Source organism: Pseudomonas sp. IT-232MI5, from assembly GCF_949767845.1.
GTDB lineage: Bacteria > Pseudomonadota > Gammaproteobacteria > Pseudomonadales > Pseudomonadaceae > Aquipseudomonas.
The window spans coordinates 212447-230689 of sequence record NZ_CATKQE010000060.1 but is presented as its reverse complement, the minus strand read 5'-3'; the positions used below and the strand labels follow the sequence as shown (position 1 = coordinate 230689).

General features: G+C 59.9%; 11 protein-coding genes. 6 read left to right on the top strand and 5 right to left on the bottom strand.

Translation table 11 applies throughout. The features are described from left to right. Nucleotides 1–205: 205 nt before the first annotated feature. The 3 genes from ACM6JQ_RS27420 to ACM6JQ_RS27410 all read right to left on the bottom strand — a co-directional run bounded on the left by ACM6JQ_RS27420 (nt 206) and on the right by ACM6JQ_RS27410 (nt 7769). On the bottom strand, nt 206–1570 hold the full coding sequence (locus tag ACM6JQ_RS27420; RefSeq protein ID WP_007909264.1) for a DUF3999 domain-containing protein: 1365 nt from the start codon (nt 1568–1570) through the stop codon (nt 206–208). Further along, nucleotides 1567–5151 (bottom strand): DUF2339 domain-containing protein, encoded by a 3585-nt coding sequence (locus ACM6JQ_RS27415; protein ID WP_414895012.1) that lies wholly within the window; start codon nt 5149–5151, stop codon nt 1567–1569. Before ACM6JQ_RS27415 ends, ACM6JQ_RS27420 begins: the two co-directional genes overlap by 4 nt. A gap of 167 nt (nt 5152–5318) precedes the next feature. Beyond that, nucleotides 5319–7769 (bottom strand): glycogen/starch/alpha-glucan phosphorylase, encoded by a 2451-nt coding sequence (locus ACM6JQ_RS27410; RefSeq protein ID WP_095113969.1) that lies wholly within the window; start codon nt 7767–7769, stop codon nt 5319–5321. A 259-nt stretch (nt 7770–8028) separates the two neighbouring features. Here ACM6JQ_RS27410 and ACM6JQ_RS27405 point away from each other — a divergent pair, with 259 nt between their 5' ends. Further along, the gene (locus ACM6JQ_RS27405; RefSeq protein ID WP_038359983.1) at nt 8029–8466 is read left to right on the top strand and encodes a YkgJ family cysteine cluster protein; all 438 of its coding nucleotides are present in this window, start codon (nt 8029–8031) and stop codon (nt 8464–8466) included. A 278-nt stretch (nt 8467–8744) separates the two neighbouring features. Here ACM6JQ_RS27405 and typA read toward each other — a convergent pair whose 3' ends face one another. After that, a complete protein-coding gene (gene typA / locus ACM6JQ_RS27400) occupies nt 8745–10565 on the bottom strand; it encodes a translational GTPase TypA (RefSeq protein WP_003220792.1) in 1821 nt (606 codons plus the stop codon). A gap of 139 nt (nt 10566–10704) precedes the next feature. Beyond that, nucleotides 10705–12159 (bottom strand): tRNA uracil 4-sulfurtransferase ThiI, encoded by a 1455-nt coding sequence (thiI, locus tag ACM6JQ_RS27395; protein WP_007909256.1) that lies wholly within the window; start codon nt 12157–12159, stop codon nt 10705–10707. Between the two features lie 329 nt (nt 12160–12488). On the opposite strand from thiI, the gene glnA reads away from it, so the two are divergent. The 5 genes from glnA (at nt 12489) to ntrC (ending at nt 18070) form a co-directional block, all read left to right on the top strand. Then, the gene (gene glnA, locus ACM6JQ_RS27390) at nt 12489–13895 is read left to right on the top strand and encodes a type I glutamate--ammonia ligase (RefSeq protein WP_007909254.1); all 1407 of its coding nucleotides are present in this window, start codon (nt 12489–12491) and stop codon (nt 13893–13895) included. 289 nt (nt 13896–14184) lie between these two features. Next, nucleotides 14185–14700, top strand: a complete 516-nt coding sequence (locus ACM6JQ_RS27385) for a DUF4124 domain-containing protein (RefSeq protein ID WP_414895011.1) — start codon at nt 14185–14187, stop codon at nt 14698–14700. After that, nucleotides 14697–15320: a DUF4124 domain-containing protein gene (locus ACM6JQ_RS27380; protein WP_414895010.1), complete on the top strand. Its 624-nt coding sequence runs from the start codon at nt 14697–14699 to the stop codon at nt 15318–15320. The genes ACM6JQ_RS27385 and ACM6JQ_RS27380 overlap by 4 nt, the downstream gene beginning before the upstream one ends. A gap of 231 nt (nt 15321–15551) precedes the next feature. After that, nucleotides 15552–16637, top strand: a complete 1086-nt coding sequence (gene glnL, locus ACM6JQ_RS27375; protein ID WP_007909240.1) for a nitrogen regulation protein NR(II) — start codon at nt 15552–15554, stop codon at nt 16635–16637. Further along, nucleotides 16634–18070, top strand: coding sequence for a nitrogen regulation protein NR(I) (gene ntrC, locus ACM6JQ_RS27370; RefSeq protein ID WP_007909238.1), 1437 nt, complete (start codon nt 16634–16636; stop codon nt 18068–18070). Before glnL ends, ntrC begins: the two co-directional genes overlap by 4 nt. The last annotated feature ends 173 nt before the right edge of the window (nt 18071–18243 follow it).

Here is an 18243-nt window from a genome sequence, read left to right as displayed (position 1 = left end):
TTCAGGTAGCGGGTTTAGCGTAGACCGGTTCGGGACGGATGGTGGTTGAGTGATAGCGGCGGTTTGAGGATTTTTGTTGATTGATCGGCCGTCATCGCTGGCAAGCCAGCTCCCACAAGGACTTCGGTCGTTCATCTATTTTGTGTACACCAAATAACCTGTGGGAGCTGGCTTGCCAGCGATTGGCGCGCAGCGCCAGCCATTCTCAGGTGTTGGTTGGAGGCTTGCGCAACAAGCTAAACGCCATAGCCCCCAAAAACACCACACTCAACAACAACACTGCCCACAACCCAATCTTCTTCCAATTGGTCTCCGCCACCGCCGCTGTGGTCGCCGTCGATGTCTGCGTACCAACCGCTTCACCCTGTACCGACGCCTTGCCCAACGACGCCAGCTTCTGCGGCTTGAAATCCGGAATCAGCGTCGCCAGCGGCAAGTTCGCCGTTTTCACCGTCGGATTACCCAGCGCCAGACTGTACGGCCCCTCTCCGCGTGCAAGGAAGATCACCTGAGTCGCCCGCACCGCGTACTTCACGCTGGGCGCCTGCGCGCCCAGACCACCGCCGCGCTCATCGACCGTCAGCTTCAACTGCTGCACGGTCTGCCCGTAGAGCTGCAATTCGTTCTGCACTACATCCTGATTATTCTGGCTCAGGCGATAGAGCAAGCCGCTGCTCAGTTCCTGCCACGGCAGGCTGCTTTCACGTCGCCCCGCCAATATCACCGGCGCCAGACTGTTCGGTTGTTTGAGTTCAACCTGCACGCGTTCGACATTCAGCCCCATCGGCAACTGCCAGGTGTATTCCCCGGCCTTGGTGCTGCTGCCGGCCAATGCCTGCGACCAGACCAACGGCAGCGGCAAATCGCGCGGATCACTGCTTTTCAATTGTGCCGCCGTCAAAATCGGCGCCGAGTTCGGCGACTCCCACAATAGCCGCACATAACGCGCCGATTGCCCCGGCAACGTCACTTCGTGCTGCTCGATGCGCTCATCGGAAAAAGTCAGTCGTGCGACCTGACCTTCGCCCCACGGCTGCCAGTGCTGCAAATCATCGCTGGCCTCAATGCTGAAACGCTGAAAGCCGTCGCGCTCACTGGTCCAGTCGAGGATCAATTGCTGCAACGGCGCCTTGATCGCGCTGGCATCCAGCAGCCAGCCACGCAGCACTTCTTCACCCGCCTCCAACTGGCTGGATGGCTGCACTTCGACCAACGTGCCGTTGGTGGTCGATTGCACGCGCACATTCGGCGCGCGCTCACTGGCGTCGGCGGCGTTGTACAGCGGGAACCATTTCACCTCGTGCAACTGGCCGTCATCGCGGGTCTGCGCCGACTCGCGCGCCAAGGCGTAGGCCTGCGCTTCGCCAGCGGCGTTGAATACCCGCAAGTCACTGAGATCAGTCTGGCGCGCCTGCAATTGCACGCTCAACGGTAAGTCGAGGCGATACCACGGGCCGTTGCCGCTCACAGACAGCGGCACCTGCGTGGCGAAGTCCGCCGGTTTTTCCTGAGCACCGGCCACCATCACCACGCCCAACGCCAACCAACCCAGATTTCGCATGCGACTCAAGATGAAACTCCTTCGGTGTCCGGGGCCGGTTTGGCCGCCGCCGGGTCAGCGTCGACGCGTTTGGGCGGCAGCGGCGCGAAATAGCCAACCACCAGCAGCAACACGCCGACGCCGATAAACGAGACGATCCGGGCAAGGCCGCCACGGTTGCTCAGTTCGACAAAAATCAGTTTGGCCACCACCAGCGCAATCAGCGCCGCGCCGATCAACCACACTTCGCGACGATGACGCAGATGCCCGCCGATCATCAGCCCGAGCGCCATCAACGTCCAGACGATGGACAATCCGGCCTGCACCAGCATCGAGCCGAGCAGTTGATCGAGCTCGAACGGAATCCCGGCCCAATGGTGTGCCGCGCGGGTGACCAGCGCGGTGCAGAAAGCGAACAGCGATACCCCGGCGATCAGTTGCGTCGCGTATTCGGCGTAGTCCTGACGAATCGACAGCTGCGAAACTGCACTGCGCGACCAGACATAAACGCCGAACAAAGCAAACAACAGACCCAGCTCCAGCGGGTTCAGCAGCGGCACATACGGCAACGGTTCGGCGTTGCCATCGCTGACGCCATTCGCCAACCAAAACCACGCGAGCATCAGTACCGCCAGCGGCGCGGCGGCGTACAAGAGGTACTCGCGGGCAAACGCTGCGACCGGCCACGGCCAAGAGCGCGGGGCCGCTGCCAGCAGCAGATAAACGCTCGGCAGAATCGCCCAACCCAACCAACGCCAGGCGTTGTATTGCTCGGACAACAGCAGTAGCCCGTAACGCAATTCCAGCGCCAGCACGCCAATCAGCAACCAACAGCCCAATACATGCGCCGTACTCAAGGCGCGCGCCGGCAACATCGGCGCCAGGCGCCGCAGACTGAAGAAGTGCACGGCGAACACCGCCGCCCACGCCAGCCAGCCGAAATCCGTCGCCGGGTGATAACGCGAATGCCAAGCAGCGAGCAACACCAGACCTGCCGCCGGAATCAGCAAGGTGCAGAGCAAGCCCAGCGCCGGCCATTTCAAACGTAGCGACAACACAGTCCACACCGCCACGCTTACGGCTGCAACCAACAGCAGCAACGTGCCTTGCAAATTCGGAGCAGCAAAACGCAGCACCTCGCTAACCCACGCCAGCGCCCACCAACCCGCGCCCCACACCAGCAATACTTCGGACAAGCGCTGCAAACTCAACGCATCGAATGCCGAGGCGTGATTGCCCAGTTGCAGGCGCCACGCACCGATCATCGCCGCCAGCCCCAGTACCAGCGGCGTCCAGAATCCGCCATGGGCCAGCGGTTTCAAACCTTCGCTGGACAGTGGCCCGAGCAACTCCGGACCGGCCAGCAAAAACGCCGCGCCACCGATCACTTGCAACAACAAACCGAAAACAAAACTCACGCGCTGCTTGAGGTACAGGCTCAACCAGATAATCAGCAAACCACTGGCCGCCCACACCGCGCTCGCGGTCTGCCATGGCAGGACAAACAGCACCGCCAGATTGATCAGCACCAGACCAGCCAACAGCACCACCGACAATCCGCGCAGCAGACGTACATCACCGCGCACCATTTCATCACGGGCCGCCAACAGCATGCCGGCGATCAACGCCAGACCGATCAGCGAAGCACTGAGCAAGCCACTCCAGCCGGCGCTGAACACCGCTGCCGAATCCTCGCCCGCGCCTTGCAGACGCAACAGGAACAACGCACCGCCAAGCAACTGCACGGCAAACGCGGTGAACAGGAAGGTGCGCGATTGAATCCGCAGACCGACAAACAACGTCACCAGACCGGCCAGCGCCCAACTGATGGCCGTGGCCTGAACGAAGAAGAACAGCGGCGCCAGCAGATAGAGGAAGGTCAGGCCCAGGCACGCCAACACCGGCAAGCCTTGACGCTCCCAAAGTGATGCCTGTTGCGGCGAGGCCTTGCGCAATTGATAGAAGCTGAACAGCAAGGCAATCCCGAGCATCAAAGCGCCCAGCGGCGCACCGTCGAGCAGACTGCTTTCGCCGACCCGCAACTGACTGAGGAAGGCTAACCCGGAACCCAGTTGCAGCAGCAAGGCAAACGCGCGGGCGAACGGTCGATGCTGGCGCAAACCGAGCCAGAAAATCCCCGCGCCTTCCACCGCCCACGCCGCCGAGGTCCAACGCGCATCGAGCCCCAGCGGGATCGCCAGACTGGCAAAAATCACTCCGAGCGCCAGACAGGTTTCGCCCAGCAGCACCGCGCGCCCGTCCATCAACACCTTGGCCAGCGCCATGTAGATCATGCCCAACGCCAGCGCACTGAAAGCGGCAGCAAACTCCAGATGCTGCACCAGCGCAAACTGCAGACCGAAGCCAATGATCGGCGGGCCGAACAGCATCGTGCCGTCGACGTAATCGCCCTTGCGCGCAGACCAGTGCAGCAACGCCTCGCGGTCGTCCGCCGTCGGCGCGTCCGGCATGTCGAGCAATTTGCGCCGGGCGAACAGCAGGCCGATGGCGAGGTACATCAGGAAAAACAGAATCAGGAACGGCTCGGTGCTCCACAACAGCTCCGGCGTATACGAACGCAAACCCCAGGCGAAACCGATACCAAAGGTGCCGACGAAGCCGATCAGGTTGAGCAGACGCCAGGCCTTGAACCAGGCGATGGCGAGAATGCCGGCGTTGAGCAGCGCGAAATAACTGAACAGCGCGACGTGGTTGCCGGCGCCGGTCGAAGTCAGGATCGGCGCGGCAAAACCGCCCAGCGCCGCCGCTGCGGCAAGCCCCAAGGCGTCTTGGGTAATGGCGAGAATCGCCGAGAAAATCGTCACCGCCACCAGCAGTCCCAGCGCGGCCGACGGATCGAGCAACGGGTGCAGGCGCATCGCCGCAAACACCGTCAGGTACAGCACCGCAATCCCGGTGCCTTGCAGCATCAACGCGTAATTGCTGTTGCGCCGCCGCAGCCACCAACCCAGCGCGAGCAAGCCCAACGCGGCCGCCGCGACACCGGCGTAACGCAACTCGATCGGCACGATCATGCCTTCGGTGGCGTAGCGCAGCAGGAACGCCAGACCGAAAAACAACAACACCACGCCAACGCGCAGCACGGTGTTGCCGCCGAACAGCCAGTTACGCGCAGCATTGATGCCGCGCTCGATGAGGTTCGGGCCACGGGGTTCGGCGGGTTTTGACGGTTCGGGCGTGACGGCATCGAGGCGCCACACATCAGCAGGCAGCGGTTGACTGGTTTCGCTGGCGACGGCGGAAATCGGTTCGAGTTCGGGCGGCAGTTCCCAGACCAGTTCGGGGGCCGGGGCTTCTTCGACTGCTTTGAGCGGTTCGACGACAGGTTCGGCGGCCGGCGCCGAAGTCGGTGGCGGCGCAGCATGAAGGGGCACGCCTTCGAGCAGAAACAGGCGCTGTTCGACGCCCTGCAAAGCAACCTTCGCCTGCTCAAGTTGCTGCTGTTGCGCCGCCGCCAGCGAGCCAAGCCGAGCGATGCGGATCGTCTGCCCGATTGCCAGCCCCAACAACGCGCCCAACAGCGCGTCACTGAACGACTCGTCGAGCAGCCAGCCGAGCACCAGCCCGATCAACATGAACATCCATTGCATGGTCGATATCCCTAAGCGCAAAGGCCAATCCGGGAAGATTAGCGCAGCCTGACCCAAAAAGATCGCAGCCTTCGGCAGCTCCTACAGGGTTATGCGAACACCTGTGTAGAAGCTGCCGAAGGCTGCGATCTTTTCCGGCACGCGATTATATCGAGCCGAACGGAAAGTTACTCCAGCGCTTTCCAGATATCCGTGGCGTACTCGCGAATCGTCCGATCCGAGGAGAACCAGCCCATCCGCGCCGTGTTGAGCACCGCTGAACGCCACCAGTTGTTGGAATCGTGCCAATGCGCTTCAACGCGTTTCTGCGCTTCCCAGTAGGAGTCGAAGTCAGCGCAGACCAGAAAGCGGTCGTAATCCACCAGCGAATCGATCAGCCCGGTATAACGCGAGGTGTCATCCGGCGAGAACACCCCGCCGCGAATCGCTTGCAGCACATCGTTCAGACGATGGGACGCGGCGATGTCCGGCACTGCGCTGAACTCGTGGTTCTGTTTGCGCGCTTCGACCTGCTGGGCGCTGAGGCCGAAGATGAACATGTGCTCGGCGCCGATGCGTTCGCACATTTCCACGTTTGCACCGTCCAGCGTGCCGATGGTCAGCGCGCCGTTGAGGCCGAACTTCATGTTACTGGTGCCCGACGCCTCGAACCCGGCGGTGGATATCTGCTCGGACAAGTCCGCTGCGGGAATGATGCTTTCCGCCAGGCTGACGTTGTAGTTGGGCAGGAACACCACTTTCAGCAAGCCGCGCACGGTCGGATCGTTGTTCACCACCCGGGCGATGTCGTTGGTCAGCTTGATGATCAGTTTGGCCTGGTGATAACTCGCCGCAGCCTTGCCGGCGAAGATTTTCACCCGTGGCACCCAGTCGACTTCCGGCTCGGCGCGAATCGCCTGATACAGCGCCACGGTGTGCATCAGGTTGAGCAACTGGCGTTTGTATTCGTGGATCCGTTTGACCTGCACGTCGAACATCGCCGCCGGATTGACCGCAATACCCAGCCGTTCGTGAATCAGATAGGCCAAGGCTTTTTTGCTGTGCAGCCGTTGCTCGGCAAAAGCTTTGCGGAACGCGGTTTTTTCGGCGAACGGCTCAAGATCGAGCAGACGCTCTTCGGGGTTATCCAATAGATCCGGGCCGAGCGCATCGACCAGCATCGAAGTCAGTTCCGAGTTGGCCTGATACAGCCAGCGGCGGAAGGTAATGCCGTTGGTTTTGTTGTTGATCCGCTCCGGGTAGAGCTTGTGCAGTTCGGCGAATACGGTTTTGCGCATCAGTTGCGTGTGCAAGCCAGACACGCCATTGACGCTGTGCGAACCGAGGAAAGCGAGGTTGCCCATGCGTACCCGGCGACCGTTGTCTTCTTCGATCAGCGACACCGCGCGCAGCACGTCGAAATCGTGAATGCCTTTGGCCCGCAGCGCGTCGATGTGCTGCGCGTTGATCAGGTAAATGATCTGCATGTGCCGTGGCAGCATGCGTTCCATCAAGCCCACTGGCCAGGTTTCCAGCGCTTCCGGCAGCAGCGTGTGGTTGGTGTATGACAGCGTGTCGACGGTCACTTGCCACGCGGCATCCCACGCCACGTCGTAGACGTCGACCAGTTGGCGCATCAGTTCGGCAACGGCAATCGAAGGGTGCGTATCGTTGAGCTGGATCGCCGCATGATCGCCCAAGGTCAGCACCGAGGTGTGCATGTTGCGGTGACGGCGCAGCAAATCCTGCAAGGAAGCAGCGACAAAGAAGTATTCCTGGCGCAAGCGCAGCTCCTGCCCTGCTTCAGTGCTGTCCGCCGGGTAGAGCACGCGGGAGATACTTTCCGCGCGGGCAACCTCGGCGACGGCACCCAAGTGGTCACCGGCGTTGAAACGCTCCAGGTGCAAATCTTCCATGGCGCGCGCACGCCACAGCCGCAAAGTGTTGACGCTCGCCCCGCGCCAGCCCACCACTGGCGTGTCGTAAGCAATGGCGCGGACGGTTTCCGCCGGCGACCAGACTTGTTTGGACTTGCCGGAAATGTCGGTGACGGTTTCAACGCTGCCGCCGAAGCCGATGGAGTACACGACTTCTGGCCGTTCGAACTCCCACGGGTTACCGAAATCCAGCCAGTGCTCGGTCTGCTCCTGCTGCCAGCCATCGACAATCGCCTGGCGGAACAAGCCGTGCTCATAACGAATGCCGTAGCCGTGACCGGCGATGCCGAGGGTCGACATACTTTCCATGAAGCACGCCGCCAGACGCCCGAGGCCGCCATTGCCGAGCGCTGCATCGGGCTCCAGCAAACGGATGCGCTCCAGATCGACACCGAGTTCGGTCAATGCTTCACGGGCGACGTCGAGCAGACCAAGGTTGCTCAGGCTGTCATAGAGCAAGCGGCCGATAAGAAATTCCAGCGAGAGGTAATACACCCGTTTCTGACCTTTGCGGTAGATCTGCCGGGTGTGGTCCATCCAGTGTTCGACCATGTGATCCCGCGCCGCCAACGCAATGGCTTCGAACCAGTCATGGTCGAAGGCGTGATCGGGGTCTTTGCCCACCGCGTAGGTGAGCTTGGTCAGGACGGCGTCGCGGAATGCGGCCACCTCTGCTTCGCGAACTAGTGGTTCTTGAGTCATCAATAGGACCTCGAGCGAGCGGGAATTGTCTGAGCCTAGACGGTCTGACCGACGGTGAGGGCTCTGGTTCGGCAGTATTTCCTGAGACTGTGAGATAGCCCGGCATTACCTTGGCGAGTGAGCTAATGAATGCAGGGGCCGTGCCGAATTGTCCGGCAATGTGCCTGTATGCAGAAAAAATCTGGCGAAAGGTTGTTCAAAAATCCACCAGTCCCGGTATGATCGCGCGCCCTGATGCACACACGCCTGGTAACTCCCGATGATGAAGCCCAACCTGATTGCCGCCGCCGAGATCGACCGTCTCGATACGTGGGCGAAATACTCAGCCCCAATGTGCGGTTCCTGCGTGTCCAGCTGCTGCACGCTGCCGGTCGAGGTGAAGATCAAGGATCTGGTGCGCATCGGTGTGGTCGACGAGTTCGAACTGGGCGATCCGCCGAAGAACATCGCCAAGCGCCTGCAAAAGGAAGGCCTGGTCGAACGCTTCAACCAGAAGTCCGGCATCTTCACCTTGCAGCGCATGAGCAACAACGATTGCTACTACCTGGATCGTAAGAGCCGCCTGTGCACCATTTATGACAAGCGCCCGGATACCTGCCGCAATCACCCGAAGATCGGGCCGCGGCCGGGGTATTGCGCGTACAAGCCAAAGGAAGTGGTGCGCGAACAGAATTTCCGCGCGATTGAGAAGTTCTAAAAGCCAACCCTCACCCCAGCCCTCTCCCAGAGGGAGAGGGGGCCGACCGAGGTGTCTGGCGCCATACATCGACCTGAAACACCCAGTCGATTATGGATTCGGTTGAGCCCCACCAGGTCGACGCATTTCTAAAACATCCCCCAATCAGTCCCCTCTCCCTCCGGGAGAGGGCTAGGGTGAGGGGCTCTTGATCCTCAAGACTCAACCTGCTTTCCCCCAGACAAACAAAAACGCCCCCGGTCTCGCGACCGGGGGCGTTTTTTCAAGCGCGGGCTAAATTACGCCTTGGCTTTCTTGGCAGCGCGGGTACGCTCGCTTTCGTCCAGGATCTTCTTGCGAAGACGGATGGACTTAGGAGTAACTTCGCACAGCTCGTCTTCCTGGATGTATTCCAGAGCCTGTTCCAGGGTGAAGCGAACAGGTGGTACCAGAGCGATGGTTTCGTCTTTACCCGAAGCACGCATGTTGTCGAGCTTCTTGCCTTTGGTTGGGTTTACACCCAGGTCGTTGTCGCGGCTGTTCTGACCAACGATTTGACCGTTGTAGATCTCCTGGCCGTGTTCTACGAACAGCTTGCCACGAGCCTGCAGGGTTTCCAGCGAGTAGGTCAGTGCCTTACCGGTTTCAACCGAAACCAGAACGCCGTTCTGACGGCCGGACATGTGGCCCGACTTCACTGGAGCGTAACGGTCGAAGATCGAGGTCAGGATGCCAGCACCGTTGGTCAGGGTCAGGAACTGATTACGGAAACCGATCAGACCGCGAGCAGGGATGTTGTATTCCAGACGAACACGGCCCTTGCCATCCGGCACCATGTTGCTCAGGTCGCCCTTACGCAGACCCATCTCTTCCATGACCTTGCCCTGCGATTCTTCAGGGATGTCGATGGTTACGTTTTCGAACGGTTCCTGCTTCACGCCGTCAACTTCACGGATGATCACTTCAGGACGGCCCAGGGCCAGCTCGAAGCCTTCGCGACGCATGGTTTCGATCAGTACCGAGAGGTGCAGCTCACCACGGCCGGAAACCTTGAACTTGTCAGCCGAGTCGCCTTCTTCAACGCGCAGTGCAACGTTGTACAGCAGCTCTTTGTCCAGACGATCCTTGATGTTACGGGAGGTCACGAACTTGCCTTCTTTACCGCAGAATGGCGAGTCGTTTACCTGGAAGGTCATGGAAACGGTTGGCTCGTCAACGGTCAGCGGCTTCATCGCCTCGACGGTGTTGATATCGCACAGAGTGTCGGAGATGAACAGCTCGTCGAAGCCGCTGATGCAGACGATGTCGCCGGCTGCTGCTTCTTCAACGTCAATGCGGTGCAGACCGTGGTGACCCATCAGCTTCAGAATACGACCGTTGCGGCGCTTGCCGTCGGCGCTGATAGCGACAACCGGGGTGTTCGGCTTGACGCGACCACGAGCGATACGGCCAACACCGATAACACCCAGGAAGCTGTTGTAGTCCAGAGCGGAGATCTGCATCTGGAACGGACCGTCACGGTCAACGGCCGGAGGCGGAACGTGGTCGACTACCGCTTGGTACAGCGGGGTCATGTCTTCCGCCATGGCGGTGTGATCCAGACCGGCAATACCGTTCAGGGCCGAAGCGTAAACAACCTGGAAGTCCAGTTGTTCTTCGGTAGCACCGAGGTTGTCGAACAGATCGAAGATCTGATCCAGAACCCAGTCCGGACGCGCGCCTGGACGGTCAACCTTGTTGATTACCACGATTGGACGCAGGCCGGCTTCGAAAGCCTTCTTGGTCACGAAACGGGTTTGCGGCATAGGGCCGTCTTGAGCGTCAACCAGCAGCAGAACGGAGTCAACCATCGACATTACGCGTTCAACTTCGCCGCCGAAGTCGGCGTGGCCCGGGGTGTCCACGATGTTGATGTGGTAGCCGTTCCAGTTGATGGCGGTGTTTTTCGCCAGAATGGTAATACCGCGCTCTTTTTCCTGGTCGTTGGAGTCCATCACGCGCTCGTCGTTGAGCTCGTTGCGCTCCAGGGTGCCGGATTGACGCAGGAGTTTGTCTACCAGGGTGGTTTTACCATGGTCAACGTGGGCGATGATGGCGATGTTGCGTAGATTTTCGATCACTTGTGTATCTCGATCAGAGGATTCGGTTTGCTGACAAGTCTTGGCAGCGATTAGCAGTAGTGTCCGGCATGGCCGTTACAGCTTGACGGCGGTGTCGGGGGGCCGGTGACGCAGGCCACAGGCAAACAGCCCCGGGCACTTAGCTCGGTCGATAAACGCGCACATTGGCATGCCCCTCACTGAGCAAATGGTGGGCATGCAGGCGACTCATCACGCCTTTGTCGCAATACAGCAGGTACTGGCGAGTCGGATCCAGCTCCTTGAAACGAGCGTTCACTGCGTAGAACGGCATCGTCTGTACTTCTACGCCAGCGAGTTCCAGCGGCTCATCCTCGGCGGCATCCGGGTGACGGATGTCGATCACGATCTGGCCGGCCAGTGCTTCGCTGACTTCTTCAATCTGTACGTCCTGGCCCAATTCGTCGATCACCCGATCGATCGGCACCAGTTTGGCGTTTTCGAGCGCACGCTCGAGGACTGCCATGTCGAATTCTTTCTCTTCGTGTTCAACACGACCGCGTTTGGCGGCGGTTTTCGGATTGACCGAAATGACCCCGCAGTATTCCGGCATGTGCCGGGCGAAATCGGCAGTGCCGATCTCGTTGGCCGTGTCGATGATGTCCTGCTTGTGCGCCACGATCAGCGGACGCAGGACCAGTTTGTCGGTCACGCAGTCGATCACCGACAGGTTCGGCAGCGTCTGGCTCGACACCTGGGAGATCGCCTCGCCGGTGACCAGCGCCTCGATCTGCAGGCGGTCGGCGATATTGGAGGCCGCGCGCAACATCATACGCTTCAATACGACGCCCATATGACTGTTATCGACTTTGCCGAGAATTTCGCCCAGCACTTCTTCGAACGGAACACTGACAAATAGCACGCGTTGCGAGCTGCCGTACTTCTTCCAGATGAAATGCGCGACTTCCATCACGCCCAATTCATGGGCACGCCCGCCCAGATTGAAGAAGCAGAAGTGCGTCATCAGGCCGCGACGAATGATCTGGTAGGCCGCAACGGTCGAATCAAAGCCGCCGGACATCAATACCAGCGTCTGCTCCAACGCACCGAGCGGGTAACCGCCGATGCCGTTGTGCTGGCTGTGGATCACAAACAACCGTTTGTCGCGAACTTCGATGCGGACTTCGATTTCCGGCGCTTTCAGGTCGATCCCGGCGGCACCGCACTCACGGCGCAGCTTGCTGCCGACGTATTTTTCGACATCCATCGAGCTGAATGCGTGCTTGCCGGCACGCTTGCAACGCACCGAGAAAATCTTCCCGGCCAGTGCATCGCCGTAGTGCTGTTTGCACTTCTCGGTGATGTCGTCGAAGTCGCCCAGCGGGTACTCGTCGATCTGCAGAAAGTGCGCGATGCCCGGCATGCAGGTCAGGCGCTCGCCCATCTCTTTCAAGGCTTTGGGATCGGTAACGCGGGTTTCCAGTTCGAGATTGTCCCACACACCATTCACCACCACGGCCGGGTCCAGGTCGCGGAGCACGGTGCGGATGTTCTTGGCCAGCTGGCGGATGAATTTCGTCCGGACAGGTCGGCTTTTGATGGTGATCTCGGGGAAGACTTTTACGATTAGTTTCATGAAAACAGCGCGCGAACGGCCAGCCGAAAAAGGGGGGCGCGGATTATAGCGGAAATTGCTCAAGGTTTAACCAGTTAATGTGCAGAAGGTTTTGCATGCACCAAAACGGGTCACTTTCGATTTGTGGCGCTACATTAGGGGGCGAGATTTTCCGCATTCAGGCGCTTTGCACCTTTATAAGCGTGAATTTGGGGCAAAAAACCCATGCTGGGGCACTGGCATGCAATTTGCTCCCTTGTGAGGCAGGTTGCCTTGGCAGAGTATTCGCGCCGGCATCACCCAAATTCTAAGGGCATCCACTACTAAGCCCGAAGCCACCCGGAGGACATATGTCGAAGACGGTTCAACTCATCAAAGATCATGACGTCAAGTGGATTGATCTGCGCTTCACGGACACCAAAGGCACTCAGCACCACGTGACCATGCCGGCTCGCGATGCGCTGGATGAAGACTTCTTCGAAGTCGGCAAAATGTTCGACGGTTCCTCCATCGCTGGCTGGAAAGGCATCGAAGCCTCCGACATGATCCTGATGCCGGTTGACGAAACTGCCGTACTCGACCCGTTCACCGAAGACGCCACCCTGATCCTGGTGTGCGACATCATCGAACCTTCGAGCATGCAAGGCTACGACCGCGACCCACGTGCGATCGCCAAGCGTGCCGAAGAACACCTGAAAGCCACCGGTATCGGTGACACCGTGTTCGCCGGTCCTGAGCCTGAGTTCTTCATCTTTGACTCGGTGAAATTCAAGTCGGACATCTCCGGCTCGATGTTCAAGATCTACTCCGAGCAAGGTTCGTGGATGTCCGACCAGGACATCGAAGGCGGCAACAAGGGTCACCGTCCAGGCGTCAAAGGTGGCTACTTCCCGGTTCCGCCGTTCGACCACGACCACGAAATCCGTACCTCCATGTGCAACGCACTGGAAGAAATGGGCCTGACCGTCGAAGTTCACCACCACGAAGTGGCGACTGCCGGCCAGAACGAAATCGGCGTCAAGTTCAACACCCTGGTGAAGAAAGCCGACGAAACCCAAACCCTGAAGTATGTTGTGCACAACGTTGCTGACGCTTACGGCCGCACCGCGACCTTCATGCCGAAGCCACTGTACGGCGACAACGGTTCGGGCATGCACGTGCACATGTCGATCTGGAAAGACGGCAAGAACACCTTCGCAGGTGAAGGTTATGCCGGCCTGTCCGATACCGCTCTGTACTTCATCGGCGGCATCATCAAGCACGGTAAGGCCCTGAACGGCTTCACCAACCCGGCGACCAACTCCTACAAGCGTCTGGTACCAGGCTTCGAAGCTCCGGTGATGCTGGCCTACTCGGCTCGCAACCGTTCCGCTTCGATCCGTATTCCTTACGTGTCGAGCCCGAAAGCCCGCCGTATCGAAGCACGCTTCCCGGATCCGGCTGCCAACCCTTACCTGGCCTTCGCAGCACTGCTGATGGCCGGTCTGGACGGTATCCAGAACAAGATCCACCCAGGCGACGCTGCTGACAAAAACCTGTACGACCTGCCGCCTGAAGAGGCGAAAGAGATCCCGCAAGTTTGCGGCAGCTTGAAAGAAGCCCTGGAAGAGCTGGACAAGGGCCGCGCGTTCCTGACCAAGGGCGGCGTATTCTCCGACGACTTCATCGACGCTTACATCGCGCTGAAATCGGAAGAAGAAATCAAGGTTCGCACCTTCGTACACCCACTGGAATATGAGCTGTACTACAGCTGCTGATCCGGTAGCGCCGCGTTTTTCGGCGTGACAAAAAGAGGCCTCCTTCGGGAGGCCTTTTTTCTTGCCTGCCATTTATGACGTGATGCTGATCGTTCCCACGCTCCGCGTGGGAATGCAGCCCGTGACGCTCCGCGTCACTGGACGCGGAGCGTCCCTTGAGGCGTACCCACGCAGAGCGTGGGAACGATCAATTGTGGTGTATGAATGATCTCTGGATGTGTGCAGGGTTGGGCCAACCGCCACACCTGTCCTATGCTGCACCCCATCGCTTTCAATCCCGGTCGATTTCATGGGTCGCACCTTTCTCTACATTCTATTGCTGATGATCGCCCTGCCCGCCGCCGCGCAGATCTACAAATACACCGATGCCAACGGCCACACGGTGTACAGCGATCACTCGCCGGACGGCGTGCAGGCACAACCGGTGGAATTGCCGCCGCTCAATCGGGTCGAGCCTCAGGCGCCCAGCGCACCACCCGCGCCCGAAACCGACAACCGTGAACCTGCGCCCAACGCCTACGACATTCTTGAACTCGCCGGCCTGCCCACCGAAGAAGCATTGCGCGCCAACAACGGCACCTTCACCGTCAATGTGCTGATCAAGCCGCGCCTTCGACCGCCCCATCAATTAAGGCTGGTATTGGACGATGAGCCTTACGGTCAGCCGAGCAACGTGCCGATCCTGCAACTGGTAAACGTAGATCGCGGCGAACATCGTTTAGCGGTGCAGGTGATTGACGGGCAAACGGTCATACAGCAGAGCCCGCCAGTTCTCCTCAGCGTACAGCGGGTGCACAAGCCATGATCCGCGCATGTTTGTTCGTCGTGCTGGCGCTGCTGACCCTGCAGGCTTCAGCAGAGGTCTTCACCTACACCGACGCACAAGGCAACCGCGTCTACACCGACCAACCGCGCGGCAATGCCAAGCGTGTGCCCATCGCGACCAGCAATCGCATGTCCGCAACCCCAACGACCACCACGCCAATCACCACGGCAACAAAATCCCCGGAACAACCGCCGTTCCATTACGACATGCTACGCATCCTGGTGCCCGAGCCCGATGCAACGATTCGCAGCAGCGCCGGTGAAATCATCGTCAGCGTCACCAGCGAACCGGGCCTGCAAAAAGGTCATCGCTATCGGCTGTTGCTGGATGGGCAGGCCACTGGCGAACCCGGCCTGACGCCGGTTTTTCCTCTGAGTAACATCGACCGTGGCAGCCACAACCTTTCGGTGGAAATCCTCGACGCCGAAGGGCGAACGGTCGAACGCACCGCCAACCAGCCGTTCCACATGCTGCGCATCTCCCTCGCGCAGAAACGCCAGGTCAAACCCTGCGTCGCCGACGACTACGGCGTACGTCCGGAATGCCCGTTGAAAGACAAACCCGAAGAGCCGAAAAATCCCTTCCTGCGTTTCTTCTAACGCCGCTCAGCTTTGCGCACTATATTGGTGCAACAGATTGCACCGTACCCACAATCCAACCCATTTTGGTTCGAAACTTCCCGTTCGAGCTGGCACCCTGCCACTCAAACGAGCGTCAAACGCCTGTTTCAGGCGTTGAACGCTTCTTTTCAGAGCCTTGGTTTGGTTTTTGCATTTTCCGTTCACCGACGCTTGTTATTTGCGCACGCTCCGCCCCCAAAAGAGGCTCCGATGACTATTAGCGACGCAATCCACCGTTTGCTGCTCGACAACCTGACCACCGCCACCATCCTGCTCGACGCCGAATTGCGCCTTGAGTACATGAATCCGGCGGCGGAGATGCTGCTCGCCATCAGCGGGCAGCGTAGCCATGGGCAATTCATCAGCGAGCTGTTCACCGAATCCACCGAGGCGCTGAATTCGTTGCGCCAAGCGGTAGAGCAGGCGCACCCGTTTACCAAACGCGAAGCGATGCTCACCGCCCTCACCGGCCAGACCTTGACCGTGGATTACGCGGTGACGCCGATCCTCAGCAACGGCGCGACCATGCTCCTGCTGGAGGTTCATCCGCGTGACCGCTTGCTGCGGATCACCAAGGAAGAGGCGCAGCTGTCCAAGCAGGAAACCAGCAAGATGCTGGTGCGCGGTCTCGCCCATGAAATCAAGAATCCGCTCGGCGGTATCCGTGGCGCCGCGCAACTGCTGGCCCGCGAGCTACCGGAAGACAGCCTGCGCGATTACACCAACGTGATCATTGAAGAGGCCGACCGCCTGCGCAATCTGGTCGACCGCATGCTCGGCTCGAACAAGCTGCCGTCGCTGGCCATGTGCAACGTCCACGAAGTGCTGGAGCGCGTTTGCCAACTGGTTGAAGCCGAAAGTCAGGGCTGCATCACCTTGGTGCGCGATTACGACCCAAGCATTCCCGACGTATTGATCGACCGCGAGCAAATGATTCAGGCGGTGTTGAACATCGTGCGCAACGCGATGCAGGCGATCAGCAGCCAGAACGAACTGCGTCTGGGCCGCATCAGTCTGCGCACCCGAACCATGCGCCAGTTCACCATCGGCCACGTCCGCCATCGTCTGGTGACCAAGATCGAGATCATCGACAACGGTCCGGGGATCCCGGCGGAACTTCAGGAAACCATTTTCTTTCCCATGGTCAGCGGTCGCCCGGACGGTACCGGGCTGGGCCTGGCCATTACCCAGAACATCATCAGCCAGCACCAGGGCCTGATCGAGTGTGACAGCCATCCAGGCCACACCACCTTCTCGATCTTTCTGCCACTGGAACAAGGAGCCACATCGACATGAGCCGTAGTGAAACCGTGTGGATCGTCGATGACGACCGTTCTATCCGTTGGGTGCTGGAAAAGGCCTTGCAGCAGGAAGGCATGACCACCCAGAGCTTCGACAGCGCCGATGGCGTGATGAGTCGCTTGGCCCGTCAGCAGCCGGACGTGATCATTTCCGACATTCGCATGCCCGGTGCCAGCGGTCTGGATCTGCTGGCGCGGATTCGCGAACAGCACCCACGGTTGCCGGTCATCATCATGACCGCTCACTCCGATCTGGACAGCGCTGTCGCCTCGTATCAGGGCGGCGCGTTCGAGTATCTGCCAAAGCCGTTCGACGTTGATGAGGCCGTGTCGCTGGTCAAGCGTGCCAATCAGCATGCGCAAGAACAGCAAGGCCTGGAAGTCGTTCCGGCGCTGACGCGCACCCCGGAAATCATCGGTGAAGCGCCGGCGATGCAGGAAGTGTTTCGCGCCATCGGGCGCTTGAGCCACTCCAACATCACCGTGCTGATCAATGGCGAATCCGGCACCGGCAAAGAACTGGTCGCCCACGCCCTGCACCGCCACAGCCCGCGCGCGGCCTCGCCGTTCATTGCGCTGAACATGGCGGCGATCCCCAAGGATCTGATGGAGTCCGAACTGTTCGGCCATGAAAAAGGCGCGTTCACCGGCGCGGCGAATCTGCGTCGCGGGCGCTTCGAACAGGCTGACGGCGGCACGCTGTTCCTCGATGAAATCGGCGACATGCCGGCGGATACCCAGACCCGTCTGCTACGGGTTCTGGCGGATGGCGAGTTCTATCGCGTGGGCGGGCATGTGCCGGTCAAGGTCGACGTGCGCATCATCGCCGCGACACACCAGAATCTGGAAACCCTGGTACACGCCGGGAAATTCCGTGAGGACTTGTTCCATCGCCTCAACGTGATCCGTATCCACATCCCGCGCCTGTCGGACCGTCGTGAAGACATCCCGACCCTGGCCAAGCATTTTCTCAGCCGTGCCGCGCAGGAATTGGCGGTCGAGCCGAAGCTGCTGAAGAGCGAGACTGAGGAATACCTGAAAAACCTGCCGTGGGGCGGCAACGTGCGGCAGTTGGAAAACACCTGCCGCTGGATCACCGTGATGGCCTCCGGGCGCGAAGTACACATCAGCGACCTGCCGCCGGAGCTACTGAACCTGCCGCAGGACTCGGCGCCAGTGACCAATTGGGAGCAGGCGTTGCGTCAGTGGGCCGATCAGGCGCTGGCGCGCGGTCAGTCGAGCCTGCTCGACAGTGCGGTGCCGGCGTTTGAGCGAATCATGATCGAGACGGCCCTGAAGCACACCGCCGGGCGCCGGCGTGATGCCGCGGTTTTGCTCGGTTGGGGGCGCAATACCCTGACGCGCAAAATCAAGGAATTGGGCATGAAGGTCGATGGTGGCGATGATGATGAGGGGGATGAGGGTTAACGGTTTGTTCGCTTGAGGGCTTTTGTGAATTCAAAATCCAGCCCCTCATCGGAACGCCGTGCACCGCATCAATGCACAATGACCCGCGATCGCGCACAGCCGCATCGCCACATTCGCTTCTGAAACCACTGAAAAATCAACTACCCAAATGCACGAAAGCCCCGAATCCCGGG

Coding starts and splice junctions, on each gene's coding strand:
- ACM6JQ_RS27415 (WP_414895012.1), bottom strand. CDS start 5,151: ATGCAATGGATGTTCATGTTGATCGGGCTGGTGCTCGGCTGGCTGCTC.
- ACM6JQ_RS27410 (WP_095113969.1), bottom strand. CDS start 7,769: ATGACTCAAGAACCACTAGTTCGCGAAGCAGAGGTGGCCGCATTCCGC.
- ACM6JQ_RS27405 (WP_038359983.1), top strand. CDS start 8,029: ATGATGAAGCCCAACCTGATTGCCGCCGCCGAGATCGACCGTCTCGAT.
- thiI (WP_007909256.1), bottom strand. CDS start 12,159: ATGAAACTAATCGTAAAAGTCTTCCCCGAGATCACCATCAAAAGCCGA.
- glnA (WP_007909254.1), top strand. CDS start 12,489: ATGTCGAAGACGGTTCAACTCATCAAAGATCATGACGTCAAGTGGATT.
- ACM6JQ_RS27385 (WP_414895011.1), top strand. CDS start 14,185: ATGGGTCGCACCTTTCTCTACATTCTATTGCTGATGATCGCCCTGCCC.
- ACM6JQ_RS27380 (WP_414895010.1), top strand. CDS start 14,697: ATGATCCGCGCATGTTTGTTCGTCGTGCTGGCGCTGCTGACCCTGCAG.
- glnL (WP_007909240.1), top strand. CDS start 15,552: ATGACTATTAGCGACGCAATCCACCGTTTGCTGCTCGACAACCTGACC.
- ntrC (WP_007909238.1), top strand. CDS start 16,634: ATGAGCCGTAGTGAAACCGTGTGGATCGTCGATGACGACCGTTCTATC.